Here is a 24,661-nt window from a genome sequence, read left to right as displayed (position 1 = left end):
CCCTCTCCTCTTTTTTAGAACAAAGCGCTGTCTTTATCTATTTTTCGCACAACATAATTGGATAGGATGACGAGAACGAAGCCAACCACCGACTGATACAAACCTGCCGCCGTGCTCATCCCGATTTCGCCTGTCGTTTTCAAACCGCGATATACATAGGTGTCGATGACGTTCGTTACTGAGTATAAGGTGCCCGAATCCCTCGGAACCTGATAGAACAAACCAAAATCCGCATAAAAAATCCGTCCGACTGCAAGCAGCGTCATAATGATAATGATCGGCGAGAGCAAAGGGAGCGTCACATTACGAATTTGCTGCCACTTGCTGGCTCCATCTATCATGGCTGCTTCATACAATGATTTGTCGATACCCAAAATCGAAGCCAGATATACGACACTGTTATAGCCGATCGCCTTCCATAGACTGACTAGAATCAAGATATAAGGCCAATAGGCTGCCTCTGAATACCACTGAATCGGCTCGATGCCAAACCCTGCGAGAATTTGATTCAGCATCCCCCGATCCATGCTCAGAAAGCTGAAGGCAAAGTAGCCCACGATGACCCATGATAGAAAATATGGGAGAAACATGCCTGTCTGGTACAGCTTCGCCAACCGTTTATTAATCAGCTCGGAGAGCAGAATAGCCATAGCGACTGAAAACACAAGTCCAAGAATAATAAAGACCAGGTTATACAAAAGAGTATTTCGCGTGATGACATAGGCATCATTGTTATTGAACAGAAACTTGAAGTTATCCCAGCCCACCCATTTGCTCGTATAAATACTGGCCCAGAATCCTTCCCTGTTAAAACGATATTGCTTGAAGGCAGCCACAGTACCAACCAACGGCAGATATGAAAAGAAAAAGAACCAGATAGCGCCAGGCAGCACCATGAATAGCATAACTTTGTTTCGAATCACATTTCTGAAAAATGCGGCCATAGGTATCCCCTCCCAATCTGTAATGAGAAAATCAGCTAAAATAGCTATTGGAAAAAGACCGGGCGTAACTTACACCCGCCCGATCTCGCTTCTATTTCACAACCTAAAGGATTATTTGCTGTTTTGTGCCTTCCAGGCATCAAGCTGGGATTGCGCTTCCGCCATCACCTTATCCAGCCCAGCCTGCTTGAATTTCTCAATTACTTTCGGGAGATTCGTTTCCGGTTCCAGCGTGCCTGTCATCAGCGAAGCCCAAAATTGCTCTTTGACGTTCTGCACCGCTGCCATCTCCGTGGATACTTTACTGCTGTCAAAGTTGAAGCTCAGGATGGGAGAGTTTTTTCCTTCCGAGTTGAACTTCTTGAATTGCTCCCATTTGTCAGCAGGATCATTCGGATTCAGATACAGCAGCATATTGTTGCCGAGTGAATACGAAGGCATGTCATAGTTTTTGGAATCAGCCAGATTTTCGATATACTGGCCATTTGTTTTTTTGTAATGCACTCCTTCAATCCCAGAGTCAACCATATTACGTAATACTGGATCTGTATTCAGCAGGTTCAGGAACTGCATCGCCTTTTCAGGGTTTGCCGAGTTAGCAGAGATCGCCATAATGGAGCCCTGTACAGACGTATTGGTCACAATTGGATCACTGGCAGGTGTCGATATCACCGGATAGCCGTAGCTGGCAGACCATAGATTATCGGCTAGTGGTTGAGTTTGCGCACGATCCAGAAACCAGTTTCCGGACGTAGTTAAATCATTAGTCGAGCCTGTAGTTGCAGCTTCCGGTGATACATATCCGGCCTTGTAATACTTATGCATCGTCGTCAGCGCCTGCTTCATTTCAGGTGTTTCCAAGATGTTTACGATTTTATAGTCCATAGTATCCAGTTTGACAGCCATCGGCAGGTTTTGAATGATATAGTCATATGGAACATAGGGAACATAGTTTTTGTCCATACCGAATGCCGTTACGCCGGGCTCGTTTTCTTTAATCGTTTTGAGTAGAGGCTCCAGGCTATCCAGCGAGCGGACATTGGAAAGGTCCAGCTTGTATTGGGTTAGCAATTTTTTATTGAACCGCCATACCTCTTGCTGTGGAAGCTCCTTGTTGGCAGGAATGCCATAATGATGACCATCCACCTTGGAGCCTTCCAGAAACGCAGGATTAATCGTCTTTTTAATATCCTGACCGTACTTGTCAAGCAAGTCGTCCAGCTCCATGAATGCGCCCTTTCTGGCATTTTGTACATAATCAAAACCACCGGAAGCCGTAAATACAATATCCATGGGCTCTCCCGAAGCCACATTCACCTGCATTTTTTGCGGGTAGTCGCCCCAATCGACCATTTTCATTTTGATCGTGGCGTTGATTTTCTTTTGGGTGTACTTGCTAACCTCTTCCATCACCCGATCTACATCTTTTTGAGGTGTACCAATGGTATACCAGATCAGCTCTACCGGCTTTTCCGCTCCCTCATTCGTCGTTTCCCCGCCACCGCTGCTTCCTCCACATGCACTGAGAATGAGCGTCAAAACCATACACATCACTAGAACAAACGAGTAGCTTCTTTTGCTTTTACCCATGTATGATCCTCCCTTATGAAATGGAATCTGACCCTGTCGTTTCATTCATTTCTGTTTCAGGATTTTTGCGAAATCCTCATTGATGAAGCAACTACGTTAACCTTAACTAATGTAAGCACTTTCATAAAGAAGATAAACTTAATAAACCAAGGTACAAATTAAAGAAATCCATGTACACCTGGTATTTATCCCAATCCTTTATAGTCTGTCGGGGAAATGCCCACATATTTTCTGAACTGCTTATAAAAATATCCCGTCTCCCAATACCCTACGTTCCGCGCAATTTCGTTTACCTTGAGATTTGTGCTTTTAAGCTGCTCCTTGGCTTTTTCAATCCGGTATTGATTGATATATTCAGCAAAGGTTTCGCCCGTTTCCTTATGAAATAACTGACCGAGATAAACGGGATGAAGGTTGTACTGGTATCCTAATATTTTTAATGATAGCTCCTTGGCATAATGAACATGGATATAGGACAGCACCTGACTTACAATAGGGTTTTTCATATCTTGCAGTAGTGAATTGACCGTCTCTGTCGCCACATGCTGAAGCGCGCTCACCAGCTCTGCCCATGTCGTACAGCATTTTATCTGGTAAAGCCCCTGCTGAAACCGTTCCGACTCATTGGAATGCTTGATGCTTTCTAGCTCCATCTTGAACCGGATCACCAGTTCCAGCGCCATATTCCGCAATTCATCCGGGGTAACCCTTTCAAGATGCTGGATTTGCTCAAAATCACTCTGAATCCGTGCGGTAAGCGCATCTAGGTCTCTTGCTATAATCAGCTTCGCATAATCCTTCCATTCGATGGAACAAGTCTCGCCAGCATTTCTCCCGCCCTCCTCTAGCAACGTATAGTCAATGATCCGGCGGTCATCATACAGCATAAAATATTCCAGTGATTTTTTAGCTTCATTATAGCTGCGTGGAGCAGCAACAAGCGAACCGGCGCTGCCTATCCCGATATAAACTGTTTCTTCCCCGTCCGTTGACCACTGAACAGAAAAATCCTCCAACTGCATAATCAAGTCCTGTCTGCCCTCATCATAATTCGGCAGTGCGGCAATGATTACACTATCCGCATCAACATCGAGAAACAATGTTAAATCGGGCTGATGCTGAATGTACTGCCTTAACTGTTGATGCATTCCTACCGAATCCCCCTCCGTCCGTAACACGGCTACCGCCATGAAGGGGATATTTAACGAAAAACCTATCAATTCAGCACGTTCCTGAAATTCGGTAGGCGCAATCTGCCCTGTCAGCCAACGGTACAACGTATTTTCCTTAAGCACCTGCACCCCGAACGTCTCATATCGTTGATCCATCCAGAACCTGTCCAGCTTCTCCGTTGTATTGCATAAAGTGGATTCCAGTTCCTCCACATTAATCGGCTTCAAAAGATAATTTTCGATGCCCAGCTTCATGCCTTCCTTCAAGTAATCAAATTCATTAAATCCGCTCAAAATAATCACCTTCAAGTCAGCATGCAGCTTTCTCGCCTCATGAATCAGCCTGAGACCATTCATCGTTGGCATGGAAATGTCCGTAATGAGTACGTCCACGGGTCTGGAGGCCAGCGCTTCCAGCGCCGAAGATCCATTTTCCGCATGTCCGACAACTTCTAGCCCAAAAGAGGTCCAATTCACAATATCGTATAATCCCTCAATGATAAAAGGCTCATCGTCTACAATAAATACTTTATACATATATGGCATCCATCCCTTCCCTGTTGGGGCATCGTACCCGAATCGTCGTTCCCTCACCGCTGCGGCTCTCCAGCTCAATCCCGTAATCGGCTCCGTGTAGAAACCGAAGTCGGGTGTGCACACTGCGTAGTCCAAACATTTGTCCGTTTTCCTCCTGGCGTTCCAGTTCCTCCAAAATCTCTTTCAAACGCTTCTCTTTAATGCCCTTCCCATTGTCACGGATCTCAACCAGCAGAACCTCCCCCGTTTCCCGCACATCAATGGTCAGCACATTATCATTCCGGTCGCTTTGGATACCATGAACAATATAATTCTCAATGATGGGTTGAAGCATCAGCTTCATGACAGAGCGGGTATACAACTCGGGGTCGACCGTAATCGTGTAATTGAACCTTTCCTTGTAGCGTATTCTGAACAACTCAAGATATAATCTGCAAGCCTCCAATTCATCTTTAAGCGTGTATATTTTTTTCTGCTGAACCAGGCTTTTGAACAACACCGATAAGCTATAGATCATTTCTCCTACATCCTTGGCTCCCTGGGAAATCGCCCTCATACGTATCACTTCAAGCGTGTTATACAAAAAATGTGGATGAATACGTGCCTGCAACGCCACAAGCTCCGTTTGCTTTTGTTTGATCTCTGCTTTATACACCCGTTCAATATATAGATTAAGTTCGTCCAGCATATCGTTGAAGCTTCGAGAGATTTGTCCCAACTCGTCCTCTCGGAGGTCCTGAATGCGAGCTGTGAGGTCACCATTTTTTACTTGACGAGTGAATTTAATAATCCGATTCGTTCGTTTAGCAAAGTTAATGACGAAGAATGCAGGGAACAACACAGCAAACAGAATACAGATGACACTGATGGTCAAAATCGTATTACGAATGCCCCGGTACGATTGAGCCATTTCCTCATGGGGGACTGCCCCAATCACGACATATCCTTCGTCCGGAGAAATCAGCTTGTTAATATACATATTTTTCTTCGTCTGAATGATCCCGGCATCGGAATCCACATCGTCATATAATGATCGGGTCACTTCGACATAAGGGTACGTTTTTCCGTAATAGTTATTCCTTGAATCGAACAGAACGGTTCCATTGCTGGACAGAACGATAATTTCTCCCTTCAGGTTGTTCCCGTAGCTGGCAAGTGCATTGGAGATACTTTTGGAATTTAGAAATACTAGAAGCTGACCGGTATTTTTGAGTGTTTGCTTATTGTTAATGGGGACTTGTAACGAATATAACGAGGGGCTCCACTGATCGACCGCCTTCCGAATCCAGTAATTCGGAGTAGAGACGCTTTTGCTTTCTGCAGCCATCACATCCGGTACAAAGGAACGCGCCGCATGCACCGGGAATTGCTTGAATTGCTTGTTCTCATTGAAAGTAGACAGATATTGCTGGTCGGCACTGTACAAAATCAAATTGCTGATATCGCTATTTTCATCCAACCAATTTTTAAAATAGGTGAGTACATCTGTTGAGTAATCATGACTCTCCATGTACATTTCGTCCATGCGGTGCTGTACATATTCGGAATACGCGTGGTCCATAAAAAAGGAAACATTCATTGAGAGAACCTCATTCCGGTACATATCTCGCACCATGTTCTGGACGGATTCATGCCGGAGATGGATATAACGGTCAACACTTTCCATAGCTGCTTTCTGGGTATCCAGTTCCCGCCGAACAATGGATTGCGAAATGGAAACATACGTGACATATGCAATTGTAATGATGGACAAAATCGCAATACAGGAGAACAACACTAGTATCCTCAGGAACATGTTGTTTTTAAAATAAGCAGTGTATCTAGTACCCCTTTTCATGGTATAAGCCCTCCAGAATCGTGATGCGTAAATAAAGTATACCATGTCCTTCGCATGAGATAAGTAAGCGCATTCATGAAAAACGCGATTTTCTTTAATTTAAACGCTATATCTTTAATTTATCCTCTATGTAAAAACCGTTTTATTGATTATCTTTAGGGAGATAAATACTCGTTAGGGGGATGAGCTATGAAACGTAACAAGGTTCACAAGTTCGCTTTAAAATGGACTGCTCTGGTTTTGACTTCTGTCCTGTTCAGTCAAACCCTCTCTCCATCCGTGTATGCAGGCGATACCCTCCCGTATAAAGGAGAAAGCGCCAAAGGGCCGAATCAGCCTTATCAGCATGGATACGCCAGCTCACATATTTTGGACTGGACTCCCACCCAAGATGTCTATGGAGATATGCTTCGAGCCCGTGTCCCACTGCAACAACGAAACAGCCCCTTTGCAGCCACACAGGCTCAGCCTGCTTTAAGCCCTGACACGCAAATGTTTACACTCAGCGGGGATTATGGTAACGCTTTCTTCGATAGCTATCCCTATACCAATAAATTCAGCCAATATTTGTTCAATTACTGGCAGTATACCGACTATTACGGCTACTGGCATGGCATGCCTACCGCCCATGTCCCTGAAGAGCTATACGATCCCCAAAAGGATTGGACGGAAAAGTGGTTTGAGTTCGGCATTCTGAACATTCCAAATCCGGGTTATACGAATGCGGCGCACAAAAACGGCGTTCTCTCCATCGCCTGTATCTTTTTCTCGGATAATGACCGTGGACCGCAAACGTATAAGCAAATGCTCGTACAGGATGCTCAGGGAGAATTTCCGGTAGCCAAAAAATTGATCGAAATGGCGAAATATTATGGCTATGACGGCTACTTCATCAACCAGGAGGAAGCTTCAAAAGGCGTAGCTACAGAGGATATCCCCCGGTACAAACAGTTTATGAAATACTTACGGGATCAGGGTATGTATGTGCAATGGTACGACTCCACCGTAAACGCAACCGGGAAAATTGCTTATCAAAATGAGTTTAATGCCGTGAACAGCCCGTTTGTCAAAGACAAGCAATATGGACAGGTGTCCGATTCTATTTTTCTGAATTATTGGTGGGACAAAGCGAAGCTGAAAAGCTCCCGCGACCATGCCAAGCAATTGGGTCTGAACCCTCTTAAAACTGTTTTTGCCGGGATTGAGGGCGGGAATGGTGACTTTGGCAGATGGAAGCAAAAATACGACCTTCGTCTGAACATTGGTGATAACGGGCAGCCGATGAACAGTATCGCAACGTTGGGAGCCGATTTCACACATAATGCGCTGGATGAAGAGCTTGGCGGGCAGGACACCAATCGCAGAGCTGACAATGCCTATCAATGGATGACCTTTATCCGCGACCGTGTCTGGTGGTCCGGTCCGAATCAGAATCCCGTTCGTGCACAAAGAAACCCAAGTGTAGATTTGTCTGATGTAAAAGCTTCAGGTGCAAACTGGGACGGTATCGCGGCATATATCGCCGAACGTTCTGTCATCCGTGGCTCCCATTTTAACACCAGCTTCAATACCGGCCATGGCTTGCAGTATGTAGTGAATGGAGTTGTTTCCAATCCCAAGGAATGGTCCAACATTAATATTCAGGATATCCCGGTGACCTGGCAATGGTGGCTCGATACCAAAGGTAAACCGCTCTCGGTTGACTACGACTATGGCCCGAATTATACCAAAGGTACTCGGTTTACCTATCAGCCTGTGGGCGCTTATCAGGGCGGCAGCTCCCTCGTCGTGAATGGAGAGCTGAATTCAGATAACTTTTTACGCCTGTATAAAACGGATCTGTCAATTAATCAGAATTCAAACTTGTCCATCACGTACAATAAGCCTTCCTCTGATGACAGCTCAGTACTGAGCATCGGACTTATGTTCAAGGATAACCCCGGCCAAGTCGTAAAAGTCAGCATCCCTAACTCTGGTAAACAAACCACGGGCTGGGTTAGCCGCAATTTGGACTTGAGCCCCTATCAAGGAAAAACAATTGCAGCTTTCGGTTTATCTTTTGATAATACGAATAAAACAATCAAAAACTATCAGATGAATATCGGCCAAATCAAGATAACAGACGGTTCTACCCGGAAACCAGCCGCGCCGACAGGATTTAAAATCACCAAGGCCCTGACCGATACGAACGAAATGCTCGTAGCCTGGGACCTTGAGGATTACTCCAAAGTTAAACAATACAATCTGTATGAGAACGGCTCCTATATCGGCGGAATTTATGACTCAACCTATTATATTAAATCCCTAAACCATAAATCCGATGAATTAATGCTTACCGCAGTTGGGGCTGATGGAACGGAAAGCGAACCGGCTCGATTAAGCTACGATCTGAATGCTGCCGTCAGTCACATTAAGGTGGAGACGAAAAAAAACGGGGATGCCACAGTAACGTGGAAAAATCCCTCTAAAGCGGACGGAACGGTTAAATTGACCTTAATCACCGACTATACGGACACCGTATTCCATAAAACCATTACGGCGGACAATGGAGCTGAAACGGCTACGTTTACCGATCTGCCCACAAATGGTGATCGCTACACCCTACGTATCGCCATCGGCAATCATGAACCTGTAGCCTATACCGGGCAGCTCGCAGACACGATGATAGAGCCTTATGCAAAAGAGAATGTGACAGTCACCGGATCAACCTATACGCTTGCTCTACCCACCTTGAAGGACTGGCATTATTTATATGTATACGAAAACGATGTGTCCAAACTATTTGGTGTAACTTATGTATCAAAAAAGTTTCCTTACATTGTCCGGGGAAGAACAAAATTAAGTGAACTCACTTTTACCCCTACTTCTCGTACCAGCTCGCTAAAGATCGTGTTTGAAGATTACGCTGGCAATCAGGCCACCACATATGTAAGATAGCTTGGTGCAAGAATTCCGAGACCGTCGATTCGTTGTTCAAACAACTAGCTCAAATTCAGCTATAGGGACATACCCATACGGCACAATAGCGAGAAGTCCCCAATTCAATAGACTTCTCGCTATTGCTATATATTGGGCAGGATCATGCACCTATCAATATAATGCCCATTTTTCCGTACACAGCTCTATAAATGAATGGGCAACCTGTTCACATTCGTCATACCCCAAGCTACCAGAATGAGCAAAAAGAATGGGGTATTCGTTGTTTCTTTTTTCCTCTCTCATATCAAACATATAGTGGTTTCCGCACCCATCCATCGCAAACGACACGGCACCGGGCATATACTCTGGCAGCTCGTAGGCGAGGTTCATTTCTCTCAAATCCTCGGTATTGAAAAATTGAAAATAACGTTCTCCATTTTGAAATTCCCCGCCATTAGAGTATTTCAGCAATTCTATGTAACTATCAGGAAATTGTTCTTGGGGCAGATGCCAGCCCACAGGATCTAGCGGTTTATATTGATCATAAAATGGAGACGATTTCGGGAAAGGGTTCACTTGTCTTTGTTGGATTTCGTGAATTTCCTGCTCCGATAGCTTGATGTTCCATGTGCTCAAAAAATCCCCGATTTGTTCACCAGTTGCTTCCGGGCATTTTACAAACTGTTGCTCAAAATGAATACTCCACATAATAACCAACCTCCCTGCCTTGACGTCTCTAAAAGTTGTTGTTGCTACCTTTTTCAACCTTCTCCATCTTTTTCAACCCATTCAGCCACACTTTCATGAGGTTGAAGGTTCTCACGTTTATAGTAAAAAACGGTCTTGAGCTCGTAATCCAAGCTTTCAGCAGCAATAAAAAATCGAGTGCCGAACGTTTTATCCTCCATACAAATCACAGGCCCCTCATGAAATCCGTAAGAGACAGTTTTTAACATTTCCAATTCCTTGTCATTAGCCAGTCTAAAGCACTCAATTGAAAATACACCGCCCGGACAGGAAAGAAATGAGACCTCGTAAAAAGTGATCTCTATGTTGTGATAATAGCTAAAGTCAAAGCTCCCTGCTAGTACCAGCTTGGGGCGACTTGTATAATCATAAATGTAGTAATAGTCAATGTTATTTTGAGAAAGTATTTCATTCAGCTGCACCAGTTTGGATTGAATGGAATGATTCATGATCTTATGTCCCCCTCCCCACTCGCGGCTATTCCCGATCCGTCACCGCCTGCCACGCTTCTGTTATGGCTATAGGTGATTTGTGGCTGGTCTCTCCGCCACCTTCCTGAGTCCATAGCGGCGGATAATAAGCAAATACCTCTCCTGGCTGAAGTTGCTCCATATCCGACTGCCAACCATTCCAACGGAATGTCTGGTAGAACAAGCCCAAATCTCCCTCAGCCAACCAGCTCAAGAAACCGGAATAAGCCAGCTCAGTGGATTCCCACTCCAATGCATCCGGTGCAAAATAGTAGATGTGGCCGCTACGTCCAAACTTCCCTGTATCCAATCCAAAGAAGCCACCTGCTGCATCATAGGCCACAATCAGCATTCCCCCAAGTGCAGGGACGCTTGCTGGCTCTTGCAGCCCGTTCCACGAAGCCAAACTACCGTAAATTTCAGGCCCACCTGCACCCAGTAAGGTGATCCATCCGTGGTCAAATATGATCCCTCCTGTTTCATAGGCAACCGTTCCCAAGTACGATTTTGTGCTCACTTGCAAACGGTAGAGCGAATCTCCCCTAGCAGATTCCGATTCTGCCGGTACAATGCGAAATGGATTATTCCCTTCTTGCAGAATATTTCTGACCTCTTCCCATGCATGGTTGTCCTGATCCACCAGTTCATCAACCGTTAACGTATGCATATCCATTCCCCTTTCTGTATTCCAATATCCATCTTTCAACCTGTGAACTGATTTTCGAAAACCTGCGTTTGCTCTAAAATCACCCACTGATTCAGCTCGTCGTAGCCTTGGACAATAGCCGTGACCTCATGCCTCGGATACATCCACTCAGATGGGGTCTTTTCCGCATATGAATGGGTGTCTGCCAATCCGACTGCATTGTGCTGGAAAATATGAATAAGTATTCCGTGTGGAAAAAAGGCTTCAATATATCCGCTTACCTTAGTCCCAACCGGCAGTACGGTTTTGACTTGATGCCATTCCTTGTTAAAGGTGTGAAGATTGCTAGACCAGATTTCTTCAAACTCTTTTTTTGTAATTTTCGTATAATAGGGCTCTGTATCATCAATCGCTTTCTCGGCTAACAAGAAATGATATTGCTCGTGCTTGCGATTAGAAGCAGTAAAAGTACCGTCATCCTGGATCACAATTTGCCGATAGGCTACGCCGTCTGAGTCTATTTCAAAATACCAGGTTCCCATGCCTGGTTCCGGACAATCTTTAAGATATTTCATTGGCCCCTCCTAAAAGGATGTATAACCGTGTCATTTCTTCTTTCTTTTTCCGCTATAGACTCTTGTCAAGTATGCGAGATATTCCGAACGCGTCAGGCCTCCTGTTTGGCGGTTGAACTCATCGTACGAAATGTCTTCCGGGAATCCGAATTCGGCCAGTGCTTTTCGACGCTCCTCCCGATACAACGGATTATCCAGCGTTTTGTGCCACTCCCGCTCTTCCCAAGGACCAAAACAGTCCGTAATAATACCTGAATACACACCGTTATTTAAAAATTCCCGCGAAGACTTGAACACTGTCTCCCCTTCCGGTTTGGAAATTGTGCCCGTTCCCCAGGACAGCCTATATATTCTTTCTTTACTGCTATCCGTGCTAATGCCGTAACCCATCGGAAACACAATATCCTCTTCTACCAATGCTTTATGCCCTACCCACTCGTAGGACCCTCGCATAAAGGAATCATCCATAACAATCCATGTTGTATCCGATAACGGGGCGGCTGTGATGGATTCTAAAGTTATTGAACGGTCACGACTTGTACACAAATACGGACGTACGAATAAAGGCATCGTCATGACACTGTTCCATATGCTCTCCTTTGCAAACAACTGATCCTTTTGCATTTGGCGCAAATCACCGACGACCAATACATACCCATCTGTAAAAAGGTCTATTTCCACACGAAAGATGTCTCCCGGGATGGTTTTATAACGCTGGTTTTTCATATGCTTTAATCGATCCAGCTTTCGATCATAATCGTTAGGCACAAGTGACGGGTAACGTTGAAGCCAATCCATGATCTCTTCTTTACTATGTAAATGCTCACATCCAGTGATGGGCAATCTCACGCCAGTTTTGCTATTCACAGCAGTAACATAACTAATAGGACGATCTCTTCGAATGCCCGCTGAAAAGGACACACCTTCTGCTGAGATGCTCGAAACACTTGTAAAATTCAGTTTTTTCTCTTTGCCACGAGCCGTTTTAGGCAGAACAACTGCCCGATCACGGGTAAAAATCTCTACATCAGCTTCTCCATAAGCATCCTCTTTAGAAGAAATTCGTTTGCGAATAACATCTCCATCCATACAAATAAAATATCCTTCTTTAATTTCTACCACGTCCCAATGTTCTTCCAGCGTCTCCAGCCCAAAATAGGGTCGTAACGCGTTCGTTAACCAACTATTCATCTGCTCCTCCTGTTCCGAGTTTAATTCAATAGACTTCATTTCTGTTATTCCAGAAATTATAACATAACACGGCATGTAGCTCGTTTATTCATACATTGTTCCAGCTTGGGCCAACTCCTCCTGAATCCAGCTACTGCTGGTAGACAGTTGGAGCAAGTCGGCTGTGATCTGTTTGGCCTGTTCTTGCAATACGTGTGGCTGATCTGTTCCTTCCAGAAAGCGACTCACAAAATGAAGAAATACGTCTACCTTTCTAAGCAGCATCAACACAGGCAAAGCGTCGATCTCGGGTTGGCTTAAACGGATCTGGCGGCTGAAGCCCTGACAAAAATCACGAACAGCCGTTGTCTCCTCCGGTTGCCCCAAAAATCCTGATAAGATGACCGCCGGTTCCATCACTCGAACGTCTAACGTGCAAAATTCAAAATCAAGCAGTGCAGCCACCTGGCTATGATCAGAATCTTTTACTAATAAATTAGAAGCGTTCAAATCTCCATGTACAAGCTGATGCGGCAACTCTTCCAATGCTTGAAGTGAATCTGTAATCTCTTCATATACTTTTCCTATCAGGCGCAGCTCTTCATGAAAATTCTTGAGAGGCTCCGGCGGGTTTAAACAAAAGCCTTGGATTACTTCCGGGCTACATAATGGATAGGATTGCTGCAAAGCATAATACGGCCGATAGACTGGGGTCATATCAAGATTAAGTGTTGCAAGCACGGCAGACAATTCACCAGCTGCCTCGCCAAAAGAATGGGCAAAGCTAGGGTCCTGCTCCAAGGGTGATATACCTTCTATGTATTCGAATAGACACACATATTTGCCACTATCCTTCTCAACCTGTGCAAGTGTCTCTCCTGTAATCGTTCGAATTGGCATTGGAACCCTGAAGGATAGAGATTGCTTGCTCAGCGCCTGCAAAACCGCATGCTCAAATTCAATTTTCTCCCGATCCCTGTGTGTATCGTAGACGCGCAGCACCCCGCTTCGCCCACCGCTCTTAACAAAATACGTCGTATTATTCCAGCCCCCGGTTCGTCTTTGCAATGTTCCATTCCACTCTGGCCAGTTCCGTCTTAGTACCGCTTCCAAGGATATCCCCCTTTACTTACTAGCTTATGAATTTGCCGATATTATAACATATAGACGCCCAATTCAAATTGGACGTCCTTGTGTATTCTTCATTTTCTCATTTGTTTGTTTCGGATATTTTGCGGGGTAGCACCATACGCGGTTTTAAATTTTTTATAGAAAAAACTCATGCTGTTATATCCCACCTGCTTAAAGATCATTTCGAACGGCAGGTTGGTATTCACAACCAAAGAATAGGCGGCATTAAGCTTAATGTTGGCAATCAGCTCAGTGTAAGTAAGACCCGTAACTTTTTTTAACTTGTTACTTAAATACGTGCTATTGTAATTAAAATGGTTAGATAATTGCTGTAGGCTTAAATGCTGATAATGCTCTTCCATGTAATTCAGAATAGAGGTAATATGATTTTCCTGCTGGTTTACATGAATATTATGCTCGCTCTCCAATACACGGACCAATTCTCCAAATACAATTGGCAAATAAGCCTTGACCAACTCCATAGAGTCCTCTTGCCTGGAAAAATATTCGATTAAGATTCTACGCAATATATACTGAAGGTTCTCATTATGCTGTGACTCAAAAATAATAAAGTGATTATGGTGCTGATGCTGGAGGACAGAGTTGGCGAGAAATTCGCCGATCAAACTTTTTTTCTTGGATAGCCGCTGTAGAAAGAGGGACGAGATCGTTTCTCTTTGCAGCAGGATATTAATCAGTATATCGTTTTCTCCCAAAGGAGAGATGCTGTGCGGCACATCCTTATCCAGAACACACACTTGACCTTCACAAAGCTGAATCTCTTTGCCTGCTATAATTTGGTTGCATTTACCTGAGTAAACATAGTTTAATTCAATAAATTCATGCATGTGCTCTAGCATCGGAGCAAACCTGTTGTGCTTGCTAATATAAATATCATGTTCTCCGAAAAAGAATAAAGCGGGCATTCGATACATATTCAGATTCATATCAAAAAATCGCTCATTCTCCGATTCTTTGGAGAGATCATTAATCACCTGATTGCTTTGTTGTTGCAGAAGCTCAATTTCAGTTTTACTTCTCAGCAACTGATCCAGCTCATGAAGGTTCATAAACACAGACTCCTCCTTCAGACTCCCATTAACTGTGAACTGCCGTCTGTGTTTTGCTTCCCTTTCCTCTAATAGCGATTCCCAGACAGAGGAGCGCAGCAATCATAAATACAATCGCAGAGACGAGAAAGGAAAATGAGGCAGTTTCATTCCCAGACAACACCCCAACTAACTTGATAACATAAGGCGAAGCAAACGCTCCCAAATTGGAGCCTACCATTGCAATCGAAATAGATATCGTCTCACTGCCTTTAGGTACGATTTTAGTTAGTATCGTAAAAATATAAGGAATAAACAGCGCAAAGCTAAAGCCAATGATCAGCATGGCAACCGTAACCATGGTCACATTCTGAGCAAACCACAGCAGGACAAAACCTGTCGCTGTTAATAAACTGGAGATAAAAGGTGCGTAATTTCTGAACCATTTATATATTCTACCGAACAAGAAGCCTGCAATCATAGTTGATAAGGAGAACAGCGTCAAAGCGGTCCCTAAAAACCCTGCGTTAGGCATACTCTTTTCAGCAATCATAATACCTGTTTTGGTATACACAATCATGATAAAGGTCATAAACAGGAAAAGTGCAGCCCCTAAGCCAAGTACAGGTAGGGATACTCCCCTACTCTTGTTACCCGTTCCTGTCGTGCACACTGTAGGCTCCCCACGCTCTGGTTCAGGGATGATAAAAAAGAATAACAGTGCGATCGGAATCGTGATCGCATAGCACAAAAAGGCAAACGGCCAGTCGATTAGGGCAAGCTGTCCTGCCACAAAGGTAGCCAAGCTGCTTCCGAGCCCTTGTACAGCGCTTTGAAAGCCTACCAATTGAGCACGTTCGTCCCCTTCAAAAAAATCACTAATTAAACTGACAGCCAGCGAATTGAACATCCCCAGGCCTGCGCCTAGCACCAAACGCAACGCGAGAATCCATGTAATGTTCGTAGTGAGCATAGGAAGTATTCCGCCGATGACCACGAGCAAAAGTCCTAGCAGGACTGTATTTTTTTTACCCAGGCGAGAAGAGATCGGACCACTCAGCAGCACAAACAGCATCATCGAGAAGGACGGGATCGTAACTACGCTTTCAATCAGCGAACTGGAGACTCCCGGTAATTGGTTCAGCATCATCGGGATGACAGCCGAAATAGCACTCGCTGATGTCAGGACTAAGGAAATAGACAGCAACGCCGTTTTAAACCATATTTTGTTTTTAATATTCATCAAGCTTCTCACCTCTAGTCTATGTTATTTAGTCTCTGGTTGTATTTGTATTGGAACGTATACTGTCCAGACCCGGCGGTAAACGTCAATTCATGGTCTCCACTCTTTTGGAAAGTCGCCTGTTCTCCGGTAGAACCTAATTTTCCGGCCAGCTCTCGTGGCACATTACCAGGCGGATACTGAATGGACGGGTATTGTGTGGTAATGGTCTGTTGTAGCGCATCCAGCTCCATAACGCCTGGAAGCGTAATCTCAGCTGTCGTATTATGCGGTACGTGAACCGTCATCTGCATTTCCTCATTCACGATTTCCCAATGGACAGCAAGCGCACCATATGGTGTCTCCAGCTTGCCATGGGCCGAAGTAAGATTAATAGGCGGTTTGGGTGCTAACCGTGACTTTTTGTAGCCCGCTTCAAGCACATCGATTCCGGCAATATTTTGGTACATAAAGTCTCCAACTGAACCGTACGAATAGTGATTGAACGAATTCATATCAGTGCTCCAGAAGGAGCCGTCCACTTTGATGCTGTCCCAATGCTCCCACATGGTCGTGGCCCCACGTTCAACCTGATAGAGCCAGGAAGGATAATCTTTCTGGAATAAAATTTTATAAGCTACATCTGTATAGCCATTGTCGGATAAAACCAGGCATAGATAGGGCGTGCCCACAAAGCCGGTATCCAGATGCATATCGTTTTTTTCTATCAGCCGTACGAGCTCCTGGATCACTTGCTTTTTATACCTTTCTGGTACCAATCCGAAGTGCAAAGCCACAACCTGTGCAGTTTGGGTATTCGAAGTCAGCTTGCCAATGTCATCAAAATAACGGTTCGCAAAAGCGGCTTTAATCCCTTCATGCAGGCTTTGATAGGTGTTGTAATCGGTATAGCGATTCAGCAGTTTGGCCGTCTGCGCCAAAATATGAGTCGAATACGCAAAGTATGCAGTCGCTACCAGCGTTCCATCGGTCGCTCCAAAATAGCTTCCTTCCTCGCTGTCCAGCGCCAACCAATCTCCCAGTTGCAAACCACTATCCCACAGATGCTCCTCAGTCCCCTGGGCACGGATATAATCGACCCATGCTTTCATACTGTCATACTGCTGAGCCAAAATCTGCTTATCCCCATAACATTGATAGATCGTCCACGGACATATAACCGCCGCGTCCCCCCATGCTGCCGTCGTTTTGTCCATATTATCTGCAAAGGTTCCTTTGAGGACGTCCGGCACGACAAAAGGCACAGCCCCATTCTCCAGCTGGTTGTAAGCCAAATCTTTCAGCCACTTTCGGAAGAAGGAAGCACTATTCATATTGAAGCTGGCCGTTCTGGCAAAAATCTGTGCATCGCCGGTCCAGCCTAATCGCTCATCACGCTGCGGGCAATCGGTCGGCACATCCAGGAAGTTCCCCTTTTGCCCCCATACAATATTGTGCTGGAGTTGATTGAGCTTTGGATCGGATGTCTCGAACAAGCCAATTGTCTCCATATCTGAATGCAAAACAACGCCCGTAAAATCTTCAATGTCTACGCCAGCCGGAAAGCCCTCAAGTTTCACATATTGGAAGCCTTGAAAAGTGAAATGCGGCCTAAATATCTCCGTCCCCTTGCCGTTGCAAATGTACGTAATCTGCTGCGCTGCATCCCGAATGTTATCTCGGTAAAAATTCCCTTGCTGATCCAGCACTTCACCATGTATCAAATTCAGAACCGTACCCTCAGGAGCTTCAACTTTAAATTCCAGCCAGCCTACCATATTTTGCCCCAAGTTAAGGACCAGCTCGCCTTTAGGCGTTTGAATCAGTTCAACAGGCTTTAATCGGTTCATTACACGGACAGGCTCGTTCTCCTGAGCAACCAGATGACTTAACGGAAACGGGACGACCTGCATCATTTTCCGTTCATTCAAGGAGCGGTGCTCGCCTGCCTGCTGCTCCAATCGGGCATCATAGATTTCGCCGTTATAAATATCCGACATCAAAATGGCACAGCTCGTTTCCTCCCAGGAAGAATCTGAGCAAATGAGTTCTGAACGGCCATCTTCATAGCTAATCTTCATTTGAAATAACAAAGCATTCGTGTTCCCATAGGTATCCTTGCGCTTTTGCCAGCCTAGATAGCCGCTGTACCAGCCTTCTCCTACCGTGGCTGTGATGCGATTATGTTGTTCTCGAATGGTAGAAGTCACATCATAGGCTTGCACCTGGACACGATCGTTATAATCTGTCCATCCCGGGGTAAAATAGGCATCGCCTACTCTTTGTCCATTTAGCTCCAGCTCATATAGACCAAGGCTTGTGGCATAAATGACTGCTTTTTTTACTTTTCCCTCAACTGAAAAACACTTGGAGGAAGCAAAAGGGGCTCTCGTCTGAAACTTTTCATGGAGGCTTCGCTCCTTCACTGTAATCCATTCTGCCTTCCAGTCCTGCTCAGAAAGCAGCCCCATTTCCCAAAAGCCAAACTCACTCCATTCCGATTCCTCCGGTTCGGTGTCACCTGCTCCCTGAGCCCATACTTTTACCCGGTAATAATATCGTTGTCCGGATTCCAGTGGAGGACCTCCATAGGGAAACAAAATAGATTGCTCCGAATAGGAAAAATGATTCCAAATCAGCGGTTCAAAAGTAGGATGTATGGATACTTGCAATTGGAAGCGTTTTTGGAAAACGTATATGTTGTCAGATTCAATTTGCCAGCTTAGTCGCGGCTTTAGGCAGCTCAGTCCAATCGGATTGTTTAAATGTTCACATCTAAGCGCTTTCACTTTTAGCATTCGTATGTCCTCCCTGAGGTCTTCTTTTGTGTTTCTATACTCAAATTAAAACGCTTCCAATAGTTGTGCGCAATGTTGTATCCCTGCATGTTGTATGCTTGATTTACAGGTGTTGAATGTCCAACCCTTATATTGAATCTTAAAATGGGTCTATTAGAAAAATATGTACGTGTATACATCGCTGCTACACTAAGCGATCCCGTCTCAAAAGGAAATAGCTTGTTTTATATACATATGGATTGTAGTATTAAGCCGATCAAGAAAGGAGAATCACAGTATTGGAAACGAACTACAAAAGGCTGCTGGATCAGATGATGGCACCCTATGATGAAATGCTGCAGAGTCTAATAAGTGATCACGCCAATTTTTCGAAGGTTGACTATTTGGAGCAACACAATGAGGAATATGGAAAAAGTGATGCCAACTATACCAATCGCTTGAAGGTGCTTTTGGCTATGTATAATCGTGAGGATCGAGATGCCCCGCATTACGAACCGATTGTGAGAAGGCTGCTCGTGAATGAGATTATAGACAGGGAAACGAACAGTTTTCAGGGGATTGGCGATGCTCTGTATTACGCCATTTTTTTACTGCAAAAGTATGAGCGTGAGCAGGACCAAATTTTGTTCCAGCAGGCCAAGAAGGCCAATTTCGATACATATGCCGGGTTTGACCCTGAGTTGATTTTGGAAACATATTTGTTCAGCAAAGATACAGCTGATCTTGAGGATTGCATCAATATCGCGAGTGAGCTCGGAGAAGATATGTATCTATCATTATTTATCGATTTGTGGATCAGAGAGCAGACGGATTGGAACAAAGAAAATTTACAGGCACTCGTTTATCATGAGAGATGGCGCAACCATCCAGAAGGTGAAATTGAAGCCCTTAAAAAGCTGGCCGAAATGGAAAGAACAGAAGGAAATCATCATAATTACTGTTCCACTGCATCTAACTTGGCAGAGAAGTTTATTGAAACAGGTCGATTGGATGAAGCGTGGGAAACGATGGTAACCATTATTCCGCTTATTACGAAGGAAAAAGAATGGTTCCTGTACGGACTTGGTCGCAATATTATTACCTCCTGTATCCATATCATCTTGCATTTTGGGGCAGAAAGCCTGCAGGCCTCTTCATTATGGCTAACAATAAAAGGGATTCTTCAACCTGCCGCTAACAATATGGGGACCAATCAATATCAGCTTGCTGTATCTGCCAGCAAATTTATGGCAGATACCGAATTGGAGCAAACGTTAATCAGAAACCAAAAGCACCGTTAATAATCCAGTTGCAACAAGGAGACTGTCGCGTGTACTGCAAAGAACCAGGCACTCGACTCAGTGGCTCGCCGTCCGGTCGCCCCTCGAAGCGAGGGGCAGCAAAAATACGGATTGCAGTGCATGGCCTTCTCTACAGATTTCCGGTCACGATAATACCATCTGCTTGCTTCAGGTGCGCTCTGACCCATGCTGTAAAGGAATCGATAAATAGGCGTAATTCTGACTCCTTGGCAGGCCAAGTATCCAATTGTGTTAATATTTCATGCCATACCGACGCCTGAATCGGATTATCCCAGCAGGGGTCAAAAGCCTCATACGTTTCTCCCGTATCAGGATCGACAAGCGGATATTTGGACTTTAACGCAGACAGCACGATATCAAAGTCATCTGCGTAGATGAATATCATCTCCTCCAGCTTCGGTTCATCAGCATCCCCATAACGCAACGGTTCAAAAGTATATCCAATATTGGCTCGTGGACCCCTATAGCGATAGATTAGTGTCTGAATCTCTTTTTTGTCCTTCTTACTCAATCTCACCCACTCCTTTCTTCAGCTATAACTCGAACCAATCCGCAGCGCATTTCTCTTCTTCCAGCACCCTGCACATTCCTTCCCTCAACCTCATCGCATCTCCGCCGCCGATATGAAATAGACAATAGATATAAGGTTCATCATCTTCTAAATCTTCAATATTTCTTGCCTCTTCCAATGAAATCTGGAGCGCTTCAGGCCAATCAGAATTATTCTGAAGCAGGACAAAACCATCCTCATCCCTTTGCATCCGATATCCGTCAATCCTAGGCAATGCTTCAGCTAAGCGTTCCATTAGCGCTTTAATATCCTTAACATTTGCGACCTTAATTCCATACTCCCAACCCATCTGCATTCCTCCAACACGTTTTCAAAAAACCTGACTGAAAGACCTGAGTGCGTACAAGCTGTATTTTTTGTTTAATGCCACCCATTTTTGCCGGATTTCCATAAGCTCTTCACTCCCTTCTGATTTTCCTGAAATTTCTTATAACTTATTATAATAGATATAGGCTTCCGGTGAGTATACTCCGGAAGCCTATGGATTCATCTAACCACTCTTTTATTTATCATGCCTTGTCAGGCACAGGCTTACTATTCCCGTCTCCCTTTTTTACCCCCAGCATAACGATAGCCATACAAGCAACCAGAACCGCTATAAGAATAAAGGGAATATATTTGTCTACTCGATATAAAGTGGTCGTCAAAATAGGAGCAATGATCGCGGAAATTCCCTGTATCGCAGCTACCAGCCCTGCTGCTCCCCCTTGCTGTTCTTGACTGACCGAAAGCGAAGCACCTGCCATAAATCCGGGCATCAGTAAGCCCGTGCCTATGCCAAACATAAAGAACGCTGCATAGTAAAGGGCCAAGCTGGCTGAAATCAGAAAAAATGCCATTCCAGCAATCAGGAATAGAGAACCGAGCAAAATCATCGGCTTAGGCTGCCATTTAAGCCATTTCATTTGGATGATCTGCACGATCAGCATCGCTGCTCCGGAGAACATAAGTCCAAAGGAAACAACTCTTGCTGTTTCTTCGGATGTAAGACCTAACTGATCTTGAAAATAAAAACCACCTATAACCTGAATAGTCACAATACTAATCATCGTAACCAAGCCTGCAAACAAATACATTCTTAGACCTGGCTGGAGGGGATTAATTCGAGCAGGTTTTTGCTGAATAACAGGCTGGGCGGCCGGAATCGCCAGTAGAGACACCACGAATGCAACAGCGGCAATGACAATTCCAAAGTATAAGGGCCATAACAGTCCTATTAAAGTAAAGGCACCTGCAATCGCGGGGCCAAATACCAGCCCAAGCCCATTCGCCGCACTAATAATAGCCATACCACTTCCACGCTCTTCGCCCTCCGTTACATCCCCCATATAAGCTTGGGAAGATGACAACACGGCCGGGATAAAGCCGCCAATTAAGCCGCGTGTAACAATCAGCAGGAATAACAGCAGTCCCCCACTGAGCCAACCCTTTAATCCTGCAAAAAGAGTAAGCGTAAACAACAGGCAGCTTACACACATCCCTATAAACCCAAGCAAAATCACAGGCTTGCGGCCCTTTGCATCACTCAGATTTCCCCATACTGGAGCCATTAAGGCCATCGTTATAGAACCAAGCGATATAATTATTCCGGAATGGCTTTCTCTTAAGCCTAATTCACGAATAAGGGGCGGCATAATTGGAGCAATGAGCATGAGCCCTAGCATAGCCACAAAAACACTGAAAAAGATGCTCCCTTTTATTCTATTCATCCTCGCACACTCCTCTGTTATAGATTCTCTCTATGCAGAAGTATACGGAGCATACCAAAAAGCTACTGCCTATAGACGGATAAATTTGCGGTTAAACGGATTTAATTTAGCCTATAAAACAGCAGCCAGGCTGAAAGGGCTTAATTTCCTGACGAGTTTTTACGATATATGATGTACAGTCTTTTTACCTTTAGTAACAAAACGCAGTTGTGGGTTGAGTCTGTATATCGATCTCTAAGGGGGAAATCACAGTGAAAACAAAGATAGGATCAATCATGAAGGTGAGATCGTTAAGGGCGAAGTTAACCATAATGTGCTTGATTATTTTAATTGTACCTACTTTTGTGATTGGAAGCAGTTCTTATGTTGTTTCTAAGAATGAAATGAATGAATCAGGCAAAGTGGCACTTAAGAATAGTGTGCAAATGGTAATTGGTATGATTAGTTTCCTCAATGGGCAAGTCGAAGCCGGTAATTTAACATTGGAGGAAGCACAGGAAAAACTGCGCATCGAACTGCTCGGTGTAAAAGATGCTAATAACAAAAGACCGGTAAAGATTAAATATACTGTAGGTAAAACAGGTTATCCGTGGGCAGTCAACCAAGATGCGGTTTCAGTGATGAACCCTTCAAATGAAGGCCAGGATTTAATAAATGCCGTATCCGAAGACGGTGTGCATGTGGGAAAAGAGTTTGTAGAAGCCGGTACAAACGGCGGGGGATTCGTCACTTATAAATGGGCTTTACCTGGTACAGATCAAGTAGAGACGAAAATCTCGTACGTTGAGAAGGATCCTTATTGGGGGTGGATCATCGGTTCTGGAGCATATTTTAACGAATTTAACAGCGGAGCGACCAAAGTCCTTTATATTGTCCTGATTATTACGGCTGTTGCGGTTATTCTGGGAGCAGTTATCGTAAGCTTTGTTTCGGGACGTTTTACGAAACCTATTATCACGATTGCAAAGCGGCTTAACTCAGTTGCGGACGGTGATTTAACAGTCCAAGAAGTCAAAATGAATTCAAAAGATGAGATCGGTGAGCTTGCACAGGACTTCAATCATATGATTAAAAATATTCGATTTCTGATCGGTGAGGTAAACCTGTCCACCAAGCAGGTCGCTGCTTCCTCAAAAGAATTGACCCTTGGAGCAGAGCACACTGGACAGGCAACCGAGCATATCACCGTCGCAATTCAGGAATCGGCGGCCGGTGCGAAGGAGCAGCAACTGATGCTTCAGAAGACAACCAGCTCGCTTGAGGAAATTTCAATAGGTATGCAACGGATCACGGATAGCTCCTTGACTATTGCTGAATCGTCTGCAGACGCGATGGAAATGGCAAGCCTTGGCGGTACTGCTGTACAACATACAGTGAAGCAAATGGACTTGATTAACCATTCTGTCAATGAAACCGATGCGGTTATGAGAATGTTGGATGAACGCACTCAACAGATCGACACGATGCTACATGCCATTACGGATATCGCACAGCAGACCAATCTGCTTGCCTTAAATGCTTCGATTGAGGCTGCCCGTGCAGGCGAAGAAGGCCGCGGTTTCTCCGTAGTTGCTTCAGAGGTAAGAAAGCTGGCCGAACAATCGAATCAGTCTTCCGGGCAGATTTCTGAGTTGATTCAGAATATGCGCAAAGATATGGAGCATTCGCTTCAGACCATGGAACGCGTAAAACAGGATGTCGACTCCGGCATTAAAATTGCCAATGAGACGGAGCAGCAGTTTAACAAAATTGTGGCGTCCACCAATCATATCGCACAGCAAACGGAAGAGCTTGCAAGCATCACGGAGCAAATAACCGCAAGTGTCCAGGAAATTTCAGCAAGTGGAGAAAACGTATCGAGTCTGGCGCTCCAAGCGGCGGACAACTCGCAGAATATTGCAGCGTCTGCAGAAGAACAGCTAGCTTCGATGCAGCAGATCACCAGCCTGGCAACGACCTTGTCGGATATGTCACAGAAATTACAGGATCTAACGGTCAAATTTAAATACTAACGGAATAAGTCTTTCCAAAATATCACGCTAAACTGTTATTCATATTATGAGGTCAACCATTTCTTTCTGGTTGACCCTATTTGCATTTGCTCTGAGAAATTACGGAAAAGGCTCGCAAATCGTGATCCCCTTCTAGCGATGTGAATTGGGCACGGTTTTTATCGATTTGGTTCAGAATTGGTTCAGAGGCATTTAGTATAGTAAATCAGTAGTGTAAGAAAGAAAAATTATATTAGTAGGTTAGTCATCATGGAGGATCCT

General features: G+C 44.6%; 19 protein-coding genes. 3 read left to right on the top strand and 16 right to left on the bottom strand.

What is annotated here, in order from left to right; all coding sequences use genetic code 11:
- Positions 1-14: 14 nt before the first annotated feature.
- The 4 genes from ACXHJ1_RS14610 to ACXHJ1_RS14595 all read right to left on the bottom strand — a co-directional run bounded on the left by ACXHJ1_RS14610 (position 15) and on the right by ACXHJ1_RS14595 (position 6,080).
- On the bottom strand, positions 15-944 hold the full coding sequence (locus tag ACXHJ1_RS14610) for an ABC transporter permease (RefSeq protein WP_016821752.1): 930 nt from the start codon (positions 942-944) through the stop codon (positions 15-17).
- A gap of 111 nt (positions 945-1,055) precedes the next feature.
- Positions 1,056-2,534 carry an ABC transporter substrate-binding protein gene (locus ACXHJ1_RS14605; RefSeq protein WP_457904837.1) on the bottom strand — a complete coding sequence of 493 codons (1,479 nt, stop codon included), beginning with the start codon at positions 2,532-2,534 and terminating at the stop codon, positions 1,056-1,058.
- Positions 2,535-2,719: 185 nt separating this feature from the next.
- The gene (locus tag ACXHJ1_RS14600; RefSeq protein ID WP_457904836.1) at positions 2,720-4,243 is read right to left on the bottom strand and encodes a response regulator; all 1,524 of its coding nucleotides are present in this window, start codon (positions 4,241-4,243) and stop codon (positions 2,720-2,722) included.
- Positions 4,236-6,080: a sensor histidine kinase gene (locus ACXHJ1_RS14595; RefSeq protein ID WP_107733197.1), complete on the bottom strand. Its 1,845-nt coding sequence runs from the start codon at positions 6,078-6,080 to the stop codon at positions 4,236-4,238. Before ACXHJ1_RS14595 ends, ACXHJ1_RS14600 begins: the two co-directional genes overlap by 8 nt.
- Positions 6,081-6,269: 189 nt before the next feature.
- Between ACXHJ1_RS14595 and ACXHJ1_RS14590 the strand changes: the two genes are divergently transcribed.
- On the top strand, positions 6,270-9,017 hold the full coding sequence (locus tag ACXHJ1_RS14590; RefSeq protein WP_290409334.1) for an endo-beta-N-acetylglucosaminidase: 2,748 nt from the start codon (positions 6,270-6,272) through the stop codon (positions 9,015-9,017).
- Positions 9,018-9,170: 153 nt separating this feature from the next.
- On the opposite strand, the gene ACXHJ1_RS14585 is transcribed toward ACXHJ1_RS14590, so the two are convergent.
- The 9 genes from ACXHJ1_RS14585 to ACXHJ1_RS14545 form a co-directional block, all read right to left on the bottom strand.
- Positions 9,171-9,707: an SMI1/KNR4 family protein gene (locus ACXHJ1_RS14585; RefSeq protein WP_017428303.1), complete on the bottom strand. Its 537-nt coding sequence runs from the start codon at positions 9,705-9,707 to the stop codon at positions 9,171-9,173.
- Between the two features lie 53 nt (positions 9,708-9,760).
- On the bottom strand, positions 9,761-10,195 hold the full coding sequence (locus ACXHJ1_RS14580) for a hypothetical protein (RefSeq protein WP_457904835.1): 435 nt from the start codon (positions 10,193-10,195) through the stop codon (positions 9,761-9,763).
- 28 nt (positions 10,196-10,223) lie between these two features.
- Complete coding sequence (locus ACXHJ1_RS14575) at positions 10,224-10,883, bottom strand: DUF2625 domain-containing protein (protein ID WP_340865195.1); 660 nt, start codon at positions 10,881-10,883, stop codon at positions 10,224-10,226.
- Positions 10,884-10,918: 35 nt separating this feature from the next.
- Positions 10,919-11,437 (bottom strand): hypothetical protein, encoded by a 519-nt coding sequence (locus tag ACXHJ1_RS14570; RefSeq protein WP_457904834.1) that lies wholly within the window; start codon positions 11,435-11,437, stop codon positions 10,919-10,921.
- 30 nt (positions 11,438-11,467) lie between these two features.
- Complete coding sequence (locus ACXHJ1_RS14565) at positions 11,468-12,628, bottom strand: immunity 26/phosphotriesterase HocA family protein (protein ID WP_457904833.1); 1,161 nt, start codon at positions 12,626-12,628, stop codon at positions 11,468-11,470.
- An 84-nt stretch (positions 12,629-12,712) separates the two neighbouring features.
- Positions 12,713-13,720 (bottom strand): phosphotransferase, encoded by a 1,008-nt coding sequence (locus ACXHJ1_RS14560; RefSeq protein WP_457904832.1) that lies wholly within the window; start codon positions 13,718-13,720, stop codon positions 12,713-12,715.
- A gap of 89 nt (positions 13,721-13,809) precedes the next feature.
- Positions 13,810-14,808, bottom strand: a complete 999-nt coding sequence (locus ACXHJ1_RS14555) for an AraC family transcriptional regulator (protein WP_257126149.1) — start codon at positions 14,806-14,808, stop codon at positions 13,810-13,812.
- Positions 14,809-14,836: 28 nt separating this feature from the next.
- The gene (locus ACXHJ1_RS14550; RefSeq protein WP_457904831.1) at positions 14,837-16,030 is read right to left on the bottom strand and encodes an MFS transporter; all 1,194 of its coding nucleotides are present in this window, start codon (positions 16,028-16,030) and stop codon (positions 14,837-14,839) included.
- A gap of 14 nt (positions 16,031-16,044) precedes the next feature.
- Positions 16,045-18,807: a family 78 glycoside hydrolase catalytic domain gene (locus tag ACXHJ1_RS14545; protein WP_457904830.1), complete on the bottom strand. Its 2,763-nt coding sequence runs from the start codon at positions 18,805-18,807 to the stop codon at positions 16,045-16,047.
- 278 nt (positions 18,808-19,085) lie between these two features.
- Here ACXHJ1_RS14545 and ACXHJ1_RS14540 point away from each other — a divergent pair, with 278 nt between their 5' ends.
- Complete coding sequence (locus ACXHJ1_RS14540) at positions 19,086-20,087, top strand: hypothetical protein (RefSeq protein ID WP_457904829.1); 1,002 nt, start codon at positions 19,086-19,088, stop codon at positions 20,085-20,087.
- Between the two features lie 130 nt (positions 20,088-20,217).
- Here ACXHJ1_RS14540 and ACXHJ1_RS14535 read toward each other — a convergent pair whose 3' ends face one another.
- The 3 genes from ACXHJ1_RS14535 to ACXHJ1_RS14525 all read right to left on the bottom strand — a co-directional run bounded on the left by ACXHJ1_RS14535 (position 20,218) and on the right by ACXHJ1_RS14525 (position 22,388).
- On the bottom strand, positions 20,218-20,625 hold the full coding sequence (locus ACXHJ1_RS14535) for a hypothetical protein (RefSeq protein ID WP_457904828.1): 408 nt from the start codon (positions 20,623-20,625) through the stop codon (positions 20,218-20,220).
- A 16-nt stretch (positions 20,626-20,641) separates the two neighbouring features.
- Positions 20,642-20,968 carry a hypothetical protein gene (locus ACXHJ1_RS14530; RefSeq protein ID WP_016821768.1) on the bottom strand — a complete coding sequence of 109 codons (327 nt, stop codon included), beginning with the start codon at positions 20,966-20,968 and terminating at the stop codon, positions 20,642-20,644.
- Between the two features lie 220 nt (positions 20,969-21,188).
- On the bottom strand, positions 21,189-22,388 hold the full coding sequence (locus ACXHJ1_RS14525) for an MFS transporter (RefSeq protein WP_457904827.1): 1,200 nt from the start codon (positions 22,386-22,388) through the stop codon (positions 21,189-21,191).
- 251 nt (positions 22,389-22,639) lie between these two features.
- Between ACXHJ1_RS14525 and ACXHJ1_RS14520 the strand changes: the two genes are divergently transcribed.
- Positions 22,640-24,400 carry a methyl-accepting chemotaxis protein gene (locus ACXHJ1_RS14520; protein ID WP_107733184.1) on the top strand — a complete coding sequence of 587 codons (1,761 nt, stop codon included), beginning with the start codon at positions 22,640-22,642 and terminating at the stop codon, positions 24,398-24,400.
- The last annotated feature ends 261 nt before the right edge of the window (positions 24,401-24,661 follow it).

The sequence above is a fragment of the Paenibacillus sp. ALE2 genome (genome assembly GCF_054113385.1).
Note: the sequence above shows the minus strand (reverse complement) of the source record. Positions and strands in the feature narration are given on the sequence as shown.

Bases quoted from the DNA above. Each gene is read 5' to 3' on its own strand.
- ACXHJ1_RS14610 (WP_016821752.1), bottom strand. From the start codon at position 944: ATGGCCGCATTTTTCAGAAATGTGATTCGAAACAAAGTTATGCTATTC.
- ACXHJ1_RS14605 (WP_457904837.1), bottom strand. From the start codon at position 2,534: ATGGGTAAAAGCAAAAGAAGCTACTCGTTTGTTCTAGTGATGTGTATG.
- ACXHJ1_RS14600 (WP_457904836.1), bottom strand. From the start codon at position 4,243: ATGTATAAAGTATTTATTGTAGACGATGAGCCTTTTATCATTGAGGGA.
- ACXHJ1_RS14595 (WP_107733197.1), bottom strand. From the start codon at position 6,080: ATGAAAAGGGGTACTAGATACACTGCTTATTTTAAAAACAACATGTTC.
- ACXHJ1_RS14590 (WP_290409334.1), top strand. From the start codon at position 6,270: ATGAAACGTAACAAGGTTCACAAGTTCGCTTTAAAATGGACTGCTCTG.
- ACXHJ1_RS14585 (WP_017428303.1), bottom strand. From the start codon at position 9,707: ATGTGGAGTATTCATTTTGAGCAACAGTTTGTAAAATGCCCGGAAGCA.
- ACXHJ1_RS14580 (WP_457904835.1), bottom strand. From the start codon at position 10,195: ATGAATCATTCCATTCAATCCAAACTGGTGCAGCTGAATGAAATACTT.
- ACXHJ1_RS14575 (WP_340865195.1), bottom strand. From the start codon at position 10,883: ATGCATACGTTAACGGTTGATGAACTGGTGGATCAGGACAACCATGCA.
- ACXHJ1_RS14570 (WP_457904834.1), bottom strand. From the start codon at position 11,437: ATGAAATATCTTAAAGATTGTCCGGAACCAGGCATGGGAACCTGGTAT.
- ACXHJ1_RS14565 (WP_457904833.1), bottom strand. From the start codon at position 12,628: ATGAATAGTTGGTTAACGAACGCGTTACGACCCTATTTTGGGCTGGAG.
- ACXHJ1_RS14555 (WP_257126149.1), bottom strand. From the start codon at position 14,808: ATGAACCTTCATGAGCTGGATCAGTTGCTGAGAAGTAAAACTGAAATT.
- ACXHJ1_RS14550 (WP_457904831.1), bottom strand. From the start codon at position 16,030: ATGAATATTAAAAACAAAATATGGTTTAAAACGGCGTTGCTGTCTATT.
- ACXHJ1_RS14545 (WP_457904830.1), bottom strand. From the start codon at position 18,807: ATGCTAAAAGTGAAAGCGCTTAGATGTGAACATTTAAACAATCCGATT.
- ACXHJ1_RS14530 (WP_016821768.1), bottom strand. From the start codon at position 20,968: ATGGGTTGGGAGTATGGAATTAAGGTCGCAAATGTTAAGGATATTAAA.
- ACXHJ1_RS14525 (WP_457904827.1), bottom strand. From the start codon at position 22,388: ATGAATAGAATAAAAGGGAGCATCTTTTTCAGTGTTTTTGTGGCTATG.